Below are 17,790 nucleotides of genomic sequence, written 5' to 3'. Positions count from 1 at the left end.
TCACTCTCCCCAGCGCAGTGCGGCTTCGAAGCCGATATGACGCTCGCGGTGGCCGTCGTAGACCGGCCGCGACCAGCGCACGCCGTACTCGAACACGCGGCCCTGGCCCAGCTGCCATTCGTGCATGTAGGACACCGAAGGGACCAGAGCGCTGCCGAAGCCGTCCTGCCAGTAGTCACCCAGCGAGACCGTCAGGCGGTGCCGGAAGTGGCGCTCGTAGTGCCGCCACAGCTGCTGGTCGATGCGCAGCCCGATCTCGACCATGCGGTCGCGCTTCGGGTTGAAGTAGGGCGCGTCGTCGCGGCTGCCCCGGCTGGTGTAGGCACTGGCCAGGCCGTCGATCAACCAGCGCGGGCGGGTCAGCAGGCGCTGTTCGATGCTGGTGCTGAACAGCTCGCGGTGGTTGCCGTCGTCGTAGCGGAAGCGGCTGGCGCCGAACATCCAGTGGGTCAGCTCGCTGCGCCGGTAGTCGACCTGCGCGCTCACGCTGTCAGCGCTGATGCCCGCCACGCGCGCCTGCATCGAGGCTTCCGGGTCATTGCGTGCGGCCACCAGCCCGGCATGCCAGTAATCGTTGAACTGCCAACCCACGCCGATGCGCAGGCCGGTATCGCCAATGTGGTCGTTGGCGCGCAGTACCGCCGCTTCCGCATCCAGCTGGCCAAAGCGGTAGCGTACGCCCGCGCCCAGCCACAGCGGGTCGATGCGCTGGTCCTGGAAGTCGACCGAGCGCCTGTCGGCGAAGGCGAACAACCGCCAGCGGTCGTCGAGTACCGGTGTCTGCACTTCGACCCCGTAGTGACGGTCGTTGTTGCCCAGCGGCGAGGTGCCGCCACCGCCGGCGCTGCGACCAATGTCGGTCCATGCCTTCAGCTGCCAACCGCGATGCGCCCGCCAGGCCTGGTCCATGCGTTCGACGGCGGGTTGGGTCGGGTAGCGTGCGACAAGATCGTCGTGCAGTGGCCTTGCCAGGTCATCGCGCTGCAGGGCGACGTAGGCCTCCTCCATGCCCAGCCGCGGCTCGATGTCGCGGGGGTCCAGCGCATGTGCCATCTGCTGGCGCTGCAGTGCCATGCGTGGCCATCCGCGCATCATGTACACGCTGCCCAGCGCGCTCTGCAGGCCGCCGTTGCCCGGTGCGATGTCGACCATCGACTCCAGGTCGTGCTGTGCGGTGCGCAGGTCGCCGCTGTAGGCGCGTACCATCGCCAGATTCAGGTCGGCCTCGTAACGTGACCAGTTCGCGTACGGTGACTTGCCGTTGCTCCAGCGCCACGCCGGCTCCTTGTCACGCCAGGCCTGCAGCAGGTCGATCGCCTTTTCCTGCTGCTCGCTCTCCAGGTAGGCATAGGCCAGTTCCGAATGCGAGGCATCGCGTGTCGGGTCGCCGGCCACTGCCGCCTGCAGCACCGGTATGGCTTCTTCCGGATGCAGGGTGCCCATCAGCGAATCGCCGACCGCAGGCAGCACATAGTCGGGCAGGGCATGGCCTTCGGCCTGCAGTGCGCGGGCTTCCTCGCGCACCTGCGCATGGCGGCCCAGCCGGTTGAGCAGGATCAGCCGGTCCATGCGGACGCGAAGCGGCGCCTGCGCGGGCGGGGTGCCTTCGCTGCCCAGGTAGCGCTGCATGCGCGCCAGGGTCGATTCGGCTTCTTCCAGGCGGCTGTCTTCGCTGCTGCTGTAGGCCAGGCTCCACACCACCAGCTTGGCCAGGTAGTCGCCTTCAATGCGCTGCTTCTGTGCAGCGTCGAACAGCTGCGGGCGCTGCTGGTACAGCTCCCAGGCGCGCCAGGCGTTGCCGATGTCGCCCAGGGTCAGTACGCGCAGCTTGAACAGCAGGTCGTCGCTGGGTTGCTCTTGGCTGGCGCGCTCGATCGCGCCGAGGGCATCCAGCCAGCGGGCCTGGTCGCGGTAGCGGCCGATCTCGGCCAGGGCCGCCTCGCGGTCAGGCGGGGCAGCGCTGCTGGCCCAGGCCAGGGTGGTACAGGCAAGGCCGACGCTGAGCGCCAGCCGGCGGTGGACAACCATTGGGGACCCCCTTGGCTTCCGAACCAGACAACCTGAGAAATGTGACGCACATCACATGCCAGCTTTTGGCGTGGCCGTGGCCCGCGTCACTCCCTTCGTGCATTCCCGTCCAGCAAGGACGGATACAAACCCGGACAGCGACCTGCAATGTCTTGTCTGAAACGAGAGTCCCCCGCACACCGAATGGCGGCCTGGGCGGCGCTGCCGCCCCCATGCCCGATGCCGGCACGCGGCAAGGATGGGCATTCGTGGGCACTATCCGCCCGGAATTGTCAGCCCGGTGTCAAAATGCGCAGACGGGCTGACGAGCGGTAGGTAGGGCCGGTTGCGAGGCCCTGCGCGGCTTACCAGAGGTCTTCCAGCTTGCGCGGCTTGCAGGCCACCCAGGAGGCGCACAGCATCAGGGTGGCGCAGCCGAACAGGAAGCTGAACGGGAGCGTCCAGCCGTTGCTGACCGTATGCAGCCAGCCGACCAGGAACGGCCCCAGGCAGCTGAAGCTGTAACCCACGCCCTGCATGAAGCCGGACAGTGCCGCCGAGCCGGTGGGGGTGCGCGTGCGCAGGTTGATCAGGGTCAGCGCCAGCGGGAAGGTGGATGGACCGACGCCGAGCAGGCACGCCCACAGCAGGGGGGCCTTCATCGGTGCCAGCAGCAGGCCGGTGAAGGCGATCACGAACGAGAAGAAACCGATCAGCACCAGCGGGAACGGGTTCTGCATGCGAACTGCCATGGACGGAATGACCAGCGACGGCAGCAGCCCGAGCGCCGAGAACACCGCCACCATCACGCCACCAAAGGCCGGTGTGCCGCCGGCCTCGACCACGATGCGTGGCAGCCAGGTGAACATCGAATAGGTCATCAGCGAAGTCATGCCGAACATCAGCGTCATGCTCCAGCCCAGTGAGGTGCGCCAGACTTTCCCATGCGGCTGTGCGGCCGGTTCGGTGGCATCTGCCTGCGGCTTCGGTGCGCGCCTGGCCAGAACCAGCCACGGCAATGCTGCGGCCAGTGCCAGCAGTGCCCACATGCCCAGCGACACGCGCCAGCCTGCGGCGTTGGCCACCGGCACCGCCAGCAGCGCCGGCAGCATCGTGCCCAGCTGCAGCACGCTGATGTAGAGCGTGCTCATGGTGCCGACCTTGTTGGCGAAATAGCGCTTCACCAGCGGCGGCACCACCACGTTGCCGATGCCCATGCCGGCCAGTGCCACCACCGAACCCAACAGCAGCGTGCCGACGTTGCCGGCGCTGGAACGCAGCAGCAGGCCGGCCATCGCCATCACCATCGCCAGCAGCGTGGTGCGCTCCAGGCCCAGGCGCCGCGCCAGCGCCGGCGTGGCCACGCCGAACAGTGCGAACGACGCGGTCGGCAGCATGCCCAGCACGCCGGTCATGGTGGTACCGAAACCGAACTGCTGGCCGAGCACGTCCAGCAGCGGGGTGATCGAGGTGACCGCGGTGCGCAGGTTGATCGCTGCCAGCAGGATCGCGGCGAATGCGAGGACGCGGCCGTGCAGCAGCGACGGCGAATCGGAAGTGGAGGAACTCATCGGTGGTCCTTGCAGGTGTCGCACGCCGGGGCAGTGGCATGCAGCGCCGGCATCGGTCTACGCCGAAGCGGCAGGTGGGGGAGGGCTGCTGGCGGGCCGGCAGCGCGGCCATTGTACGTGCGGGCTCCGGCAAGGTCCCGTCATGCGGGCGGCCAGGTGCCTGATACAAAAAAACCCGGAGGACAGTGATGTCTTCCAGGCTTCTTGGTGACCACCGAAGTGGTCGGGGAGACAGGATTCGAACCTGCGACCTCTACGTCCCGAACGTAGCGCTCTACCAGACTGAGCTACACCCCGAAGGGAGCCGCCTATTCTAGCGATTCACCCCGATGGCGGCAAGGGGGGAATGCTGTTTTCTTCACACTGCCGAAGCAGTGCCACTTCAGGGAACAAAAAAGCCTGGACGACTTCACCAGGCTTCAATGCGACCACGTGAGTGGTCGGGGAGACAGGATTCGAACCTGCGACCTCTACGTCCCGAACGTAGCGCTCTACCAGACTGAGCTACACCCCGAAGGAGCCGCCTAAGATACCGTGTGAAGGCCAAGGCGGCAAGCCTTTTTGCAGCTCAGCGACGATTTTCCTTCTCGATGCGGTTCTGCTCGCGGGCTTCGAACCACATGCCGTTGAGGATGGCCACCGTCGAGGCGAGGCCGGCACCGAGAATCCAGGCGAAATACCACATGATCAGTCTCCTTCATTCCGGGTAGGTGCCGACCGTTGGTCGGCACACGTGCAAGCAATCAGTACGCGTTCGGGTTGTTGCCCATCTCTTCGGTGGTGGTCTTGCCCTTCAGCACGCGGTACACCCAGGTGGTGTAGGCGAGGATGATCGGCAGGAACACCGCCGTGGCCAGCAGCATGATCCACAGGGTCAGGTGGCTGGACGAGGCGTCCCACACGGTCAGGCTGGAGGTGGGCTGGCTCGAGGACGGCAGCAGGAACGGGAAGATCGCAAAGCCGACGGTCAGGATGATGCCGGCGATGGCGGCCCCCGAGGCGATGAAGGCCGAGCCGCCGCGACGGGCCCGCAGCAGTACCGCACTGGCCAGCAGGCCGGCCAGGCCCAGCAGCGGCGCCAGGATCGTGGCCGGCATGGCGCTGTAGTTGCGCATCCAGCCACCGGCGGCGCCGAGTTCGGCGGTCTTCAGCAGCGGATTGGTGGCGCCGTCGGTGACCACCTGCGAGGTGATCTGGTAACCCGGCAGGCCGAAGGCCACCCAGGCACCGCCCACCGCGAACAGCACGAAGGCGATGATCGCGGCGATGCTGCCGAAACGGGCCGCACGTTCGGCCACCGGGCCGTCGGTCTTCAGCACCAGCATGGCGGCACCGTGGGCGACCAGCATCGACACGCTGAGCAGGCCGGCCAGCAGCGCGAAGGGCATCAGCAGGCCGAAGAACGAGCCGGTGTAGAAGATGCGCATGCTGTCATCGAAGTGGAACGGCACGCCCAGCACCACGTTGCCCACCGCCACGCCCATGATCAGCGCCGGGATGAAGCCACCGATGAACAGCGCCCAGTCCCAGGTGTTGCGCCAGCGCTCGCTGGGCATCTTGCTGCGGAACTTGAAGCCGACCGGTCGCAGGATCAGCGCGAACAGGATCACGAACATCGCCAGGTAGAACCCGGAGAAGCTGACCGCGTAGAGCGGCGGCCATGCGGCGAAGATCGCGCCGCCGCCCAGGATCAGCCACACTTGGTTGCCTTCCCATACCGGACCGATGGTATTGATCACCAGCCGGCGCTCAGCGTCGTTGCGGGCGACGAAGGGCAGCAGGGTGCCCACGCCCAGGTCGAAACCATCCATCACGGCGAAACCGATCAGCAGGATGCCGAGCAGCAGCCACCAGATCACGCGCAGCGTGGTGTAGTCCAGAAGAATGAAATCCATCTTGGTTCTCCTGCCTCAGGCCTGGCCGGCGGCCGGCGCCGAGGCATTGTGGGAAGCATGCGGCTGGGGCGACTGCAGTGACGGCAGCACCTCGTCCGGACCCTTGCGGATCGCCTTGAGCATCAGCTTGATCTCGACCACGATCAGCGCGGTGTAGATGGCAGTGAAGCCGGCCAGGGTCAGCACGATTTCATGCAGGGCCAGCCCCGATGCTGCATAGAAGGTCGGCAGCACGCCATCGACCGCCCACGGCTGGCGACCATACTCGGCCACGAACCAGCCGCATTCGATCGCGATCCACGGTGCCGGCAGCGTCCACAGGGCCAGCTTGAGGAACCAGCGCTTGTCCTGGAAATTGTTGCGGCAGGAGTAGTAGAAGGCCAGGGCGAAGAAAGCGATGAGGTAGAAGCCGAGGCCGGCCATCACGCGGAAGGTCCAGAACAACGGCATCACGCGCGGCACCGTGTCCATCGCCGCCTGCGAGATCTCCTGCGGGGTGGCGTTGAGGATGTCATCGCGATAGCGCTTGAGCAGCAGGCCGTGGCCCAGGTCCTGCCAGTGGCGGTCGAACATCTCGCGCGCTTCAACGTCGTTCTTGTTGGCGCGCAGGCGTTCCAATGCACCGTAGGCCAGCTGGCCGCCACGCACGCGGTGTTCGGCGCGCTCGACCAGTTCCAGGATGCCGGGAATCGGCTGGTTCAACGAGCGGGTGGCGATCAGGCCCATCAGGTAGGGGATCTTCACCGCGTAGTCGTTCTGGTGAGTCTCCTGGTTGGGGATGCCGAAGGCGGTGAAGTCGGCCGGCGCACGCTCGGTCTCCCACATCGCCTCGATCGCGGCCAGCTTCATCTTCTGGTGTTCGCTGGCGGCGTAACCGCTCTCGTCACCCAGCACGACCACCGACAGCGATGACAGCAGGCCGAACGCCGCGGCCACCGCAAACGAACGACGGGCCAGGTCCTTGTGCTTGTTGCGCAGCAGGAACAGGGCGCTGATCGCCATCACGAACACCGCACCGGTCACGTAGCCGGCGCTGACGGTGTGCACGAACTTGGCCTGCGCCACCGGGTTGAACACCACCGCCATGAAGTCGACCACTTCCATGCGCATGGTTTCCGGGTTGAACACCGCACCGGTCGGGTTCTGCATCCAGCCATTGGCCACCAGGATCCAGATCGCCGACAGGTTGGTCCCCAGCGCCATCAGCCAGGTCACCATCAGGTGCTTGACCTTGCTCAGGCGGTTCCAGCCGAAGAAGAACAGGCCGACGAAGGTCGCTTCCAGGAAGAACGCCATCAGGCCTTCGATCGCCAGTGGCGCACCGAAGATGTCACCCACGTAGTGGCTGTAGTAGGACCAGTTCATGCCGAACTGGAATTCCATGACGATGCCGGTGGCAACGCCCATGGCGAAGTTGATGCCGAACAGGACGCCCCAGAACAGGGTCATCCTGCGCCAGATCTCCTTGCCGGTCATCACGTACACGCTCTCCATGATGGCCACCATGAAGGACAGGCCGAGGGTGAGCGGTACGAATAGGAAGTGGTACATCGCGGTCAGCGCGAATTGCAGCCGCGACAGTTCTACGACTGTCTGATCAATCATGGCCTGGCTACCTCGTTGGATAGTGCCGTTGCAGGTGGCGGGAAGGGTGGTCTACGACGTGAATGATGTGACCGACTACTTCAAACAGCCTTGATCCAGATCAATGTATGAACAGGTGCCCCGGCTGATCGTATGCCAACCTGATGAAGACTGCGACCGCCGGCCGCAGGGGCGGGCTATTGCCTGCGCCTACAATGCCGTGTCTCCCCCGTTGCCCGTGAAGACCTCTTGAGCGCTGCCGAAACGACCCCTGACGGCCTGTCCCCGGAAGCTGAAACCGCCCGCCAGCGGCGTGTGCGCACGGCCTGGCTGGCCGACCTGGCACGCTCCGCCCGGGGCCGCCAGCGCCTGGCCGCGCTGTGCATCAGCCTGTCCGGCGCGCTGTTGATCGGCCAGGCTGCCGCCATCGCCTGGCTGGTGCAGCAGGTGCTGGTGGAGCGCGCGCCGCTGGCCTCTGGCCTGCCGGTGCTGGCGGGATTGGCGGTGATCCTGGTGCTGCGCACCCTGCTGGGCAGCGCCACCCAGGCCGCCGCCGGTGACGTGGCCGACGCCGCCCGGCTGGCATTGCGCGAACGCGTGTTCGCGCGCCTGCTGGGCCAGGGCCCGCTCTGGCTGCGGCAGCGCCGCACCGGTGAACTGGGCGAACTGATGCTGCATCACGGTGATGCGATCGAGAGCTATTACAGCGGCTTCCTGCCGGTGCGCACCGAAGTGGTGGTGGTGCCGCTGCTGATCCTGGCCGCTGTCGCCTGGGTGGACTGGGTGGTGGCGCTGATCCTGCTGTTCACCGCGCCGCTGGTGCCGTTCTTCATGATGCTGGTGGGCTGGGGTGCTGAAGCCGCCGGGCGCGCGCAGCTGGGCGAGCTGGCGCGCATGAGCGGCCACTTCGCCGACCGCATCAAGGGCCTGGGCCTGCTGCGCCTGTATGGCCGCGGCGAAGCCGAACTGGCCGGCATCGAGGCCGCCGCCGAAGGCGTGCGCGTGCGCACCCTGAAGGTGCTGCGCATCGCCTTCCTGTCGTCCACCGTGCTGGAATTCTTCGCCTCGGTGAGCGTGGCGATGGTGGCGCTGTACCTGGGCCTGAGCTATCTGGGCATGATGTCGCTGCATGCAGCGGTGCCGACGCTGGGTGCGGGCCTGTTCTGCCTGCTGCTGGCGCCGGAGTTCTATGCGCCGCTGCGACGGCTGGCTGCGCACTACCATGATCGCGCCAATGCACTGGCCGCCGCCGCCGAAGTGGAACGCCTGCTGCAGTCGCTGCCGGACGAGCAGGGCCTGATCGAGAACGAGGTTGCGCCGCTGGCGGTGGAGCCGGCCGAGGCCGCCTTGCCGCCACTGCAGGCGCAAGGACTGGTACTGCGCCCGTTGGGGGCGCCGCAGGATGTGCTGCGGGATCTGGACCTGCTGCTGGAGCCGGGCCAGCGCCTGGCCCTGGTCGGTCCCAGCGGGTCCGGCAAAAGCACGCTGCTGGAGGCGCTGGCCGGTTGGTTGCCGCCGCGTGCCGGCAAGCTGCAGCTGCGCCCCGGCGTGCAGGTGGCCTATGCCAGCCAGCGACCGTACCTGTTCCACGGCAGCATCGCCGACAACCTGCGCCTGGCCGATCCCGGCGCCAGCGATGCGCGCCTGCGCGCGGTGGCCGAGGCCTCGCAGGTACTGCAGTTCGCACAGCGCCTGCCGCAGGGGCTGGATACGGTGATCGGCGAACGCGGCTTCGGCCTGTCCGGTGGCGAAGCGCGCCGCATCGGCCTGGCCCGCCTGCTGCTGCGCGACCCGCAGGTGCTGCTGCTGGACGAACCCACCGCGTTCCTCGATGCCGATACCGAGGCGGCGCTGCTGCGCAGTCTGGCCGCGTATGCACGCGGGCGCAGCGTAGTGGTCGCCACCCACAGCCCGGCGGTGATCGCCTGGGCCGATCGTTGCCTGCTGTTGCCGGAAGGCCGCCTGGTCGAGCCGGCACAGGCGGTGCGCGCATGAGCCGTTCGCCTGATTCGCTGCGCGCGATATTCCTGCGGCACCGGCCGCGCCTGTTGCTGACCCTGCTGCTGCTGTGGACCACGATGCTGGCCGGCACGGCGCTGCTGGGCCTGTCCGGTGGTTTCCTCACGGCGGCCGCGCTGGCCGGTGCGGCCGGCCTCGGCCAGGGCTTCAACTTCTTCTCACCCTCGGCCGGCATCCGTGGCCTGACCATGGCGCGCATCGTGTCGCGCTACTTCGAAAAGCTGGTCGGCCACGATGCCACGCTGCGCATCGCCCGCGACCTGCGCGTGTGGTTCTTCCGCCGTGCGCTGCCACTGGCGCCGGCACGATTGGGCGCCACGCGCACCGGCGAGCTGCTGGCGCGGCTGCTGGGGGACATCGGCGAAGTGGATGGGCTGCTGGTGCGTGCGATCGGGCCGCTGGTGGCGCTGGGCGCGCTGTCGCTGGTGGCGGTTGCCTCGGCAGCGCTGATCCTGCCCTCGGCGGCGGTACTGCTGGCGGTGCTGGCGCTGCTGATCGCCTTCGGCGTGCCGTGGCTGGGCGTGCGTGGCCATGACGACGAAGAGGCCGATCGTGCCGCGCACCGCGCGGCGTTGCGCACCGCTGCATTCGAAGGGCTGGAGGGGGCCGGTGACCTGGCTGCGCTGCATGCCGATGCGGCTTGGCAGCTGAAGGTACGCGTGGCCGCCAAGCAGCTGGCCTCGCGTGATCGTCGTCGGCGTTGGCGCCTGATCGCGGCCTCGACCCTGCACGGCCTGGTGGCGGGGCTGGGCCTGGTGGCGATGCTGGCGTTGGCCCTGCACGCCACCGAACAGCAGCACATCGCGCCGGAAATGGCCGCGGGCCTCGTCTTCCTGACCGTGGCGCTGATCGAACTTTGGGCCGGCATGGGCCTGGCCTGGCAGTCGCTGCAGTCCGGGCGCGTTGCTGCTGACCGCCTGCAGGCCAGCGTCGAACAACCGCCGACGGTGGAGGATCCGCAGACGCCGCAGCCGGTACCCCAGGCGGCGCACGTGCATTGGGATGACGTGCACTTCCAGTGGCCAGGTGCCGCGCGGCCGGTGTTGTCCGGCCTGCAGCTGACCCTGGCGCCGGGCGAACGCATCGCGATCCGTGGCGACAGCGGCAGTGGCAAGACCACGCTGTCCAGCCTGCTGCTGCGGTTGTGGGATCCGCAACAGGGGCGAATCACCTATGGCGGACGCGACCTGCGCGACGTCGCCCAGGCCGAGTGGCACCGCCAGCTGGCCTGGCTTCCGCAGAACGCACCGGTGTTTGCCGGTACCGTGGCCGAGAACCTGCGGCTGGGGGATCCCGACGCCCGTGATGCCGCGTTGTGGGCGGTCCTGCGTCGCGTGCGCCTGGGGGACTGGGCCGAGCGCAACGGTGGCCTGCAGGCCTGGGTGGGCGAGAACGGCGCGACGATGTCGGCCGGCCAGGCGCGGCGGTTGGCACTGGCGCGCGCGCTGCTGCGCAATGCGCCGATCCTGCTGCTGGACGAACCCACCGAAGGCCTGGACGTGGATACCGCACGTGCGCTGTTGCAGGACCTTTCCGGGTTGCTGGACGGGCGCAGCCTGCTGATGATCACCCACGACGACCTGCCCGAAGGCGTGGTTGATGCGCAGTACCGGTTGCGCGACGGGGCTCTGGTACGCGAAGCGTGAACCGGTAGTGCCGGCCGCTGGCCGGCAACCTCATGGCGCTTGATACGGACACGGAATTGCCGGCCAGCGGCCGGCACTACCGATTGCGAGGGTTACCGCGAGAACTCGCGCAGCATCACCGCGATCGAGGCCACGTTGGCCAGCACGCACAACCAGAACACCCCCTGGAATGCGGCCTTGCGGTGCTTGTGTCGGAACAGCGCCTGGCCCAGCAGCGCGCCCGGCCAGCCACCGGCAAAGGCCAGCAGTTGCAGGGTGCGTTCGGGAATGCGCCATTGCTTTCGCTGCGCCGCGCGCTTGTCCTGGCCGTACAGCGCGAACGACACCGCGCTGGCCAGCATGCACCAGCCACCCAGCCACAGCGGCAGCACACCGCTGACCATCAGCGCGATCAACGCGCCAAACGCGGCGAGCGCCAGGTTGCGCCGCCACGCCACTTACAGCGCGTCGAGGAAGCCGCGCACGGCCGGACCGAAACGCTCGAAATCGACGAGGAAGGCATCATGGCCCTGTGGCGATTCCAGGCCGATGAAGCGCGCATCGGCACCGCCGGCACGCAGGCCGTCGGCGACCTGTTGCTGCTGCTGCACCGGGAACAGGATGTCGGTGTTGGCACCGATGGCCAGTGCCTTCTCCACCCGGATCTTCGCCAGCCCGGCCAGCACGTCGCCGTCGGCGTACTCGGCCAGGTCGAACCAGTCCATCGAACGGCTCAGGTACAGATAGCAGTTGGGATCGAAGAAACGCACGAAGCGCCGTGCGTGGCCTTCCAGATAGCTTTCCACCTGGAATTCCAGCCCGAACGGATCGTCGTCGGCCTGGTCCGAATCCAGCCGCACGCGGCCGAAGCGGCCATCCCATTCCAGTGCCGAGCGGTAGGTAATCACGCCCAGCTTGCGCGCCATGCGCATGCCGGACTCGGGGTACTCGGCATCGTCGTAGTGGCCGCCATTCCAGCGCGGGTCGAGACGGATGGCCTCGCGCTGCAGCGAGCGGATCGCGATCGAGAACGGCAGCGCCTGCGCACTGCCGGAAATGTTGACGTGGCTGCGCGCGATGCCCGGGTGCAGCATCAGCACGGCCAGCGCGGTCATCCCGCCCATGGAATTGCCGACCACGCAGGCCAGCTGCGCGATGCCCAGCGCACGCACGACTTCGATCGCGGCGCGAGCGCCGTCTTCGATCGACAGCTCGGGGAAGTCCAGGCGGTAGGGCTCACCGCTGGCCGGGTTGATCGAGGCGGGGCCGGTCGATCCCTTGCAGCTGCCCAGCGAATTCACGCAGACCACGAACCAGCGGCGGGTATCGATGGGTTTGCCGGGGCCAACCATCGCTTCCCACCAGCCCGGCGCCGGATTGGCCTCGTTGGCCGCCGCATGCGCATCCGGCGACAGGCCGGTCACGATCAGGATCGCATTGCTGGCGTCAGCGGCCAGCGTGCCCCAGGTCTCGTAGGCCAAGCGTGCGCCGTGCAGGGCGCCACCGCGCTTGAACGGGAACGGCGAGGGCAGGGCGTGGAAGCGGGTGCCGGGCGGGATGAATTCGGTCATGCAGTCATTCTAGCGGGGCTGCATGTGGAGCTGGCGACACGCTGGTTTCCATGGATGGATGGACGCGGACCGGACCGTCGCATCCACGCATGGGCTCGGCTCTACAGGTCAAGGGAAGCGCAGCTCCACAACACCGTCGTGGGGCAGGCTTACCTTCACCGGAACGCTCTGCAGGTCGTCCTCGCTGCGGTTGGCGCTGCCGCTGCGCGAGATGCGTGCCACCACTTCCACTTCGCGATGGGCCGACAGCGGTGCGGTCGGCATCGGGCTGTCACCGTCGCCCAGCCCGACCGTGTCCGGGAATCCGCTCAGCGGCAGCTTGCGAGCGGCCACCGGCATCGGCGGGCCGCCGACGGCACGGGCCAGCACGAACACCTGGGTGCTGGCTGGCCACTCGGCGTTCTTCAGTGCCGGCAGCTGCACGCGCACCTGCAGCAGCGCCGGTGGCGCCGCAGCGCCAGCATCGGGCGCCTGGCCAGCGGCCTCGCGCGCGATGGCGATCTGTGCCTGCAGCGCCTGCGCGGCGCCCGGCTCCAGTCGTGGCAGCAGGCCGCTCCACACATCCGCGGCCTCGGCGTTCTTTCCGCGCTGGCGCAGGGCGATGCCCAGCAGCCAGCTGGCGCGCTCGGCATCGGGAGCCTGTGCGCGCGCCTGCTGCAACCAGGCCATTGCGGTGTCATCGAACTGCTTGCCGGCATCAGCCTGCGCGCGCGCCTGCGCGGCTTCCACCAGCACGCCCGGATCTTCCGGTGCCAATGCGGCGGCCCTCGCGAAGGCATCCGCCGCGGCTGCGGCGTTGCCCAGTTCGGCCTGCGACCGGCCCAGCAGCGCCCAGCCATCGGCCCGCTGTGGGTCACGCTTCAGTGCATCCTGCAGGGCCTGCACGCCATCGCGCAGGGTGGCTACCGAAGGCGTCGGTTGCATCTGTGCGGCACGTGGATCACCGACCAGCAGGTACAGGCAGGCACCGGCCACGCCCAGCGCGAGCACGCCGACCACGAAACCGCGCCGACCGCGCTGGCGCAGTGGCCACAGCACCAGCGCTGCCATCAGCGCGGCGACCAGCCCGGCCAGCATCGGCAGCCAATGGTTCACCATTCGTCTCCTTCATCGGCCTTGCCGGCCGGCGCCGCGCCGACGGTGCGTCCACGTCGGCGGACGATGCCCAGCACTACCAGTGCACCGGCGCCGAGCACCAGCAGGGGGCCACCCCACAGCAGCCAGGTGCCCGGCTGCAACGGTGGTTGATAGAGCACGAACTCACCGTAGCGCGCGACCAGGAACTGCTTGATCTGTGCGTCGTCGTGCCCCTGCTGCATCAGCTGCAGCACCTCGCGGCGCAGGTCCTGGGCGATCTGCGCGTTCGAATCGGCCAGCGACTGGTTCTGGCACTGCACGCAGCGCAGCTGCGCGGCCAGGTCATGGAAGCGGCGTTCCTCGGCGTCATCGCGGAACTGCAGCGGCTGCGGATCGTGCAGCGGCTGCTGGGCCAGCGCGGCCAGCGGCAGCGTCAGAAGCAGCAACGCCAGCAGCCAGCGCATGGGCTCAGGGCGCCGTATGCAGGGTGTTGCCGGCACTGCCCTGGGCCTTCTCGATCTTCTGCAGCGCCGGGATCAGCTTCTCGTCGACCACGCGCTGGGTCATCGCACCGCTGTACTTCCAGCGCACGATGCCGCTGCCATCGACCAGGAAGGTTTCCGGTGCGGCGGTCACGCCCCAGTCGATCGCGGTGCGGCCCTCGACATCGCTGAGCACGACCATGAACGGGTTGCCCAGCTGTTCCAGCCAGTGCAGCGCGTCGGTCGGGTCGTCCTTCCAGTTGTAGCCGATCACGCGCACACGCTTGCTTTCCGCGAAGCGGGTCAGCACCGGGTGTTCTTCGCGGCAGGCCGCGCACCAGCTGCCCCACACGTTCAGCAGGTAGGGCGCGCCGCGCAGGTCGTCGCTGTGCACGATCATTTCCGGGTCGTGCAGCACCGGCAGCGCGAATGCCGGCGCCGGTTTGTCGATCAGTGCCGACGGCAGTACGTCGCGCTGCGGATCGCCTGATTTCATCACCCCGTAGATCATCAGCCCGAGCAGGCCGAAGAAGAACAGCACGCCGATCACGATGGCTACCGGCGGCAGCGGGCGGGAGGGACGCGGGGTGGGGGACTCGGACATGGGAACTCCTACGGACGACGGAAACGGCGATCGGCGGCGGTGATGAATCCGCCCAGGGCCATCAACAGCGCGCCCAGCCAGATCCAGCGCACGTACGGCTTGATGTGCACCCGGACCGCCCATGCATTGTTGCCCAGCGGCTCGCCCAATGCCACGTAGACGTCACCATTGAAGCGTGCATCGATGCCGGCCTCGGTCATCACCTGGCCGCCGCTGGCGTACTGGCGCTTCTCCGGGTGCAGCAGGGCCAGCTCGCGGCCGTCGCGGAACACGCGCAGGTGGCCGCGGTCGGCGATGAAGTTGGGGCCTTCGCGATGGTCCACGCCTTCGAAGCGCACTTCGTGGCGACCGACCACCAGCTGCTGGCCCGGTGCCAGCGCCACTTCGCGCTGCACGTTCAGCGCCTCCACCAGCAGCGCGCCGGCCACGAACACGGCAATGCCGGCGTGGGCGACGATCATGCCGAGCATTTCGGCGGTGAAGCGACCATTGCCGCGCAGGCGCTGCCAGACGAAGCGTGCGGTGCCGAGCGCGACCCAGGCCGCAGCGGCCACGCCGATGCCGGCCTTCCAGCCGTTCTGCGGCGCCTGCCACCAGGCCAGCGCGCCCAGCAGCAGCGCCAGGCCCAGCCACGGTGCCAGCAGCGCGAAGGCGCGCGAGGGCTGGTCACGCTGCCATTTCACCAGCGGGCCAAACGGCAGCAGCAGGATCATCGGTGCCATCAGCAGCAGGAACAGGCTGCCGAAGTAGGGCGGGCCGACCGAGATCTTGCCCAGCGACAGCGCATCGGCCAGCAGCGGGTACAGCGTGCCGAGCAGCACCATCGCGCAGGCGGTGGCCAGCAGCAGGTTGTTGGCCAGCAGCAGGGTCTCGCGCGAGGTGGCGGTGAAGCCACGGCGTGGGTCCTCGGCATCCACGCTCAGCTGGCTGGCACGCAGCGCGTACAGCAGCAGGCTGCCACCGACCAGCACCGACAGGAACACCAGGATGAACAAGCCGCGCGAGGGATCGGCGGCGAACGAATGCACGCTGGTCAGCACGCCGGAGCGCACCAGGAACGTGCCCAGCAGCGACAGCGCGAAGGCGGCGATCGCCAGCAGCAGGGTCCAGCTGCCGAAGGTGCCGCGCTTTTCAGTGACGGCCTGCGAATGGATCAATGCCGCACCGACCAGCCACGGCATGAAGCTGGCGTTCTCCACCGGGTCCCAGAACCACCAGCCGCCCCAGCCCAGCTCGTAATAGGCCCACCAGCTGCCCAGCGCGATGCCCAGGGTCAAAAAGCCCCAGGCGACGTTGGTCCATGGCCGCGTCCAGCGCAGCCAGCGTGCGTCCACGCGGCCTTCCAGCAGTGCGGCAACCGCGAAGGCGAACGGCACCGCGAAGCCGACATAGCCCAGGTACAGCATGGGCGGATGGATGATCAGCCCCGGGTCCTGCAGCAGCGGATTGAGGTCGCGGCCTTCCAGCGGTGCCGGGTTCAGGCGCAGGAACGGGTTGGAGGTGAAGATCAGGAAGGCGAGGAAGCCGACGCTGACCACGCCCATCACCGCCAGCACGCGCGCCTGCACCGGTGCCGGCAAGTGCCGCGAGAACAGCGCCACCGCGCCGGTCCACAGCGCCAGCACCAGCGCCCACATCAGCAGCGAGCCCTCGTGCGCGCCCCAGACCGCCGAGTAGCGGTAGACCATCGGCAGCAGCGTATTGGAGTTCTCGGCCACGTAGCGCACCGAGAAGTCCTGCTGCACGAACGCGGCGGTCAGTACCACGAACGCGCCGGCGACCAGCAGCAGCTGCGCGAACGCGGCAGGTCGTGCCACGGCCATCCACGCCGTATTGTTGCGCTGCGCACCGACCAGCGGCAGGCCGGCCTGCAGCAGCGAGGCCAGCAACGCGCACAGCAGCAGGATCTGACCCAGTTCGGGCAGCACTCAGCGCACCTCGGGTGCCGTCACCGGCACGTCGTGCTTGCGATGGGCATCGCCCATCTTGTCGGCCACTTCCTTCGGCACGTACTTCTCATCGTGCTTGGCCAGCACCTCGTCGGCGACGAAGGTGCCGTCCTGCAGGCGGCCGCTGGCGACCACCGCCGTGCCTTCGGCGAACATGTCCGGCAGGATCCGCGACGTGGTCACCGCCAGCTGCGCGTCGCCGTCGGTCACCTCGAAGCGCGCCTCCAGCGAGCCGACCGGTCGGTTGAAGGAACCTTTCACCACCATGCCACCGAGGCGGAAGCGCGACTGTGCATCGACATCGCCGCGCAGCACTTCCGACGGCGTGTACAGGTAGGCGATGTTGCGCTCCAGTGCCATCGCCACCAGTGCGGTGGCCAGGCCGGAGGCGAGCAGGGCCAGCAGCACCCACACCAGGCGGCGGCGCTGTACCGGGGTCATCGTTCCAGCTCCGTCGACAACGGCGTCGCTGCGTCCTGCCTGCCGGCGCGGGTCTGCTGGCGCTGCTGGCGGGCCAGTGCCAGCCGGCGCGCCACGCGCAGGCGCAGCCACGAACCGATGGCATCGGCGCCGAGCACCAGCACGAACACCGCGTAGGCACCGATCACATAGGGCAGGTGGGTCATGGCTGGGCCTCCCGGGCCGGGCGTCCGGCATCGACGCGGCCGCCGACCCAGGCCTTGCCGGCCTCGCGGTCGAGATTGTCGGCGCGGGCCTTGGCCAGCACCGAACCGGCGAACCAGAACTTGGTGCCGATCACCATCCACCACAGCGGCGCGATCATCGCGCTGCTGATTGCCGATTCACCGAATACGTTGATCGACTGGCGCTGGTGCAGGCCGCCCCACCAGTCCACCGAGTAGCGGATCACCGGCAGCAGGCTGACACCGACAATGGCCAGCAGGCCAGCGGCGCGCGCGGCGCTGCGGCGGTCCTCGATGGCGTGGTACAGGCCGATCACGCCCAGGTACAGGAACAGCAGTACCAGTTCGCTGGTCATGCGCGGGTCCCAGTCCCACCAGGTGCCCCAGGTGCCCTTGCCCCAGATGCTGCCGGTCAACAGGGTGATCAGGGTGAAGCCGGCGCCCATCGGCGCGCAGGCCATGGCCAGGATCTCGCAGACCTTGATCCGCCAGACCAGTGCGATGGCCGCATACAGCGCCATCAGCGCGAAGACGAACAGGCTCATCCAGGCACTGGGCACGTGGATGTAGAGGATGCGGAAGCTGTCCAGCTGCTTGGCTTCCGGTGGCACCACCAGCAGCGCCTGCCACATGCCGACCAGCAGCACCGGCACCGCCGCGAGGTAGAACACCCGCGACCAGCGGGCAGCGAAACGGTCGAACGTGGGGGGCGAACCGAGTTGGTGGAACCAGCGGACAATCGGATTCATGCGTGGCGGCTAT

At 68.2% G+C, this 17,790-nt stretch carries 16 protein-coding genes and 2 tRNA genes; 2 read left to right on the top strand and 16 right to left on the bottom strand.

Annotation, left to right across the window (positions count from 1 at the left end):
* The 7 genes from pgaA to AC5P8Y_RS01130 all read right to left on the bottom strand — a co-directional run bounded on the left by pgaA (position 1) and on the right by AC5P8Y_RS01130 (position 7,078).
* The gene (gene pgaA, locus AC5P8Y_RS01160; protein ID WP_111187913.1) at positions 1–2,028 is read right to left on the bottom strand and encodes a poly-beta-1,6 N-acetyl-D-glucosamine export porin PgaA; all 2,028 of its coding nucleotides are present in this window, start codon (positions 2,026–2,028) and stop codon (positions 1–3) included.
* Positions 2,029–2,372: 344 nt separating this feature from the next.
* A complete protein-coding gene (locus tag AC5P8Y_RS01155) occupies positions 2,373–3,578 on the bottom strand; it encodes a CynX/NimT family MFS transporter (RefSeq protein ID WP_049404659.1) in 1,206 nt (401 codons plus the stop codon).
* 220 nt (positions 3,579–3,798) lie between these two features.
* Positions 3,799–3,875, bottom strand: a tRNA-Pro gene (locus tag AC5P8Y_RS01150).
* Positions 3,876–4,015: 140 nt separating this feature from the next.
* Positions 4,016–4,092 (bottom strand) — tRNA-Pro (locus AC5P8Y_RS01145).
* Positions 4,093–4,146: 54 nt separating this feature from the next.
* Positions 4,147–4,263, bottom strand: coding sequence for a cytochrome bd-I oxidase subunit CydX (cydX, locus tag AC5P8Y_RS01140; RefSeq protein WP_005410354.1), 117 nt, complete (start codon positions 4,261–4,263; stop codon positions 4,147–4,149).
* Between the two features lie 58 nt (positions 4,264–4,321).
* Positions 4,322–5,473, bottom strand: a complete 1,152-nt coding sequence (cydB, locus tag AC5P8Y_RS01135) for a cytochrome d ubiquinol oxidase subunit II (protein ID WP_033832953.1) — start codon at positions 5,471–5,473, stop codon at positions 4,322–4,324.
* A 15-nt stretch (positions 5,474–5,488) separates the two neighbouring features.
* Positions 5,489–7,078 (bottom strand): cytochrome ubiquinol oxidase subunit I, encoded by a 1,590-nt coding sequence (locus tag AC5P8Y_RS01130; protein WP_005410352.1) that lies wholly within the window; start codon positions 7,076–7,078, stop codon positions 5,489–5,491.
* A 228-nt stretch (positions 7,079–7,306) separates the two neighbouring features.
* On the opposite strand from AC5P8Y_RS01130, the gene cydD reads away from it, so the two are divergent.
* Both cydD and cydC read left to right on the top strand, forming a co-directional pair.
* Positions 7,307–9,052, top strand: a complete 1,746-nt coding sequence (gene cydD, locus AC5P8Y_RS01125) for a thiol reductant ABC exporter subunit CydD (protein ID WP_197605032.1) — start codon at positions 7,307–7,309, stop codon at positions 9,050–9,052.
* Positions 9,049–10,722, top strand: coding sequence for a thiol reductant ABC exporter subunit CydC (cydC, locus tag AC5P8Y_RS01120; protein ID WP_111187911.1), 1,674 nt, complete (start codon positions 9,049–9,051; stop codon positions 10,720–10,722). The genes cydD and cydC overlap by 4 nt, the downstream gene beginning before the upstream one ends.
* 92 nt (positions 10,723–10,814) lie before the next feature.
* Here the strand turns inward: cydC and AC5P8Y_RS01115 are convergent, their stop codons facing one another.
* The 9 genes from AC5P8Y_RS01115 to ccmC all read right to left on the bottom strand — a co-directional run bounded on the left by AC5P8Y_RS01115 (position 10,815) and on the right by ccmC (position 17,777).
* Positions 10,815–11,159, bottom strand: coding sequence for a DUF1294 domain-containing protein (locus tag AC5P8Y_RS01115; RefSeq protein WP_049402647.1), 345 nt, complete (start codon positions 11,157–11,159; stop codon positions 10,815–10,817).
* Entirely contained in the window at positions 11,160–12,272 is a 1,113-nt protein-coding gene (gene metX / locus AC5P8Y_RS01110; RefSeq protein ID WP_111187910.1) for a homoserine O-acetyltransferase MetX, read from the bottom strand.
* Between the two features lie 108 nt (positions 12,273–12,380).
* Positions 12,381–13,370 carry a tetratricopeptide repeat protein gene (locus AC5P8Y_RS01105; RefSeq protein ID WP_111187909.1) on the bottom strand — a complete coding sequence of 330 codons (990 nt, stop codon included), beginning with the start codon at positions 13,368–13,370 and terminating at the stop codon, positions 12,381–12,383.
* The gene (locus AC5P8Y_RS01100) at positions 13,364–13,813 is read right to left on the bottom strand and encodes a cytochrome c-type biogenesis protein (RefSeq protein WP_049405998.1); all 450 of its coding nucleotides are present in this window, start codon (positions 13,811–13,813) and stop codon (positions 13,364–13,366) included. Before AC5P8Y_RS01100 ends, AC5P8Y_RS01105 begins: the two co-directional genes overlap by 7 nt.
* Before the next feature lie 4 nt (positions 13,814–13,817).
* The gene (locus tag AC5P8Y_RS01095; RefSeq protein WP_014647766.1) at positions 13,818–14,435 is read right to left on the bottom strand and encodes a DsbE family thiol:disulfide interchange protein; all 618 of its coding nucleotides are present in this window, start codon (positions 14,433–14,435) and stop codon (positions 13,818–13,820) included.
* Between the two features lie 8 nt (positions 14,436–14,443).
* Positions 14,444–16,363, bottom strand: coding sequence for a heme lyase CcmF/NrfE family subunit (locus tag AC5P8Y_RS01090; RefSeq protein WP_049406001.1), 1,920 nt, complete (start codon positions 16,361–16,363; stop codon positions 14,444–14,446).
* Entirely contained in the window at positions 16,364–16,825 is a 462-nt protein-coding gene (gene ccmE / locus AC5P8Y_RS01085; RefSeq protein ID WP_014647764.1) for a cytochrome c maturation protein CcmE, read from the bottom strand. It abuts the gene before it with no gap.
* Positions 16,822–17,010 (bottom strand): heme exporter protein CcmD, encoded by a 189-nt coding sequence (ccmD, locus tag AC5P8Y_RS01080; protein ID WP_019660476.1) that lies wholly within the window; start codon positions 17,008–17,010, stop codon positions 16,822–16,824. Before ccmD ends, ccmE begins: the two co-directional genes overlap by 4 nt.
* Positions 17,007–17,777 carry a heme ABC transporter permease CcmC gene (ccmC, locus tag AC5P8Y_RS01075; RefSeq protein WP_032960090.1) on the bottom strand — a complete coding sequence of 257 codons (771 nt, stop codon included), beginning with the start codon at positions 17,775–17,777 and terminating at the stop codon, positions 17,007–17,009. Before ccmC ends, ccmD begins: the two co-directional genes overlap by 4 nt.
* Positions 17,778–17,790 lie beyond the last annotated feature (13 nt).

This window comes from Stenotrophomonas sp. YJH_SMC_12-1 (genome assembly GCF_059370935.1).
Note: the sequence above shows the minus strand (reverse complement) of the source record. Positions and strands in the feature narration are given on the sequence as shown.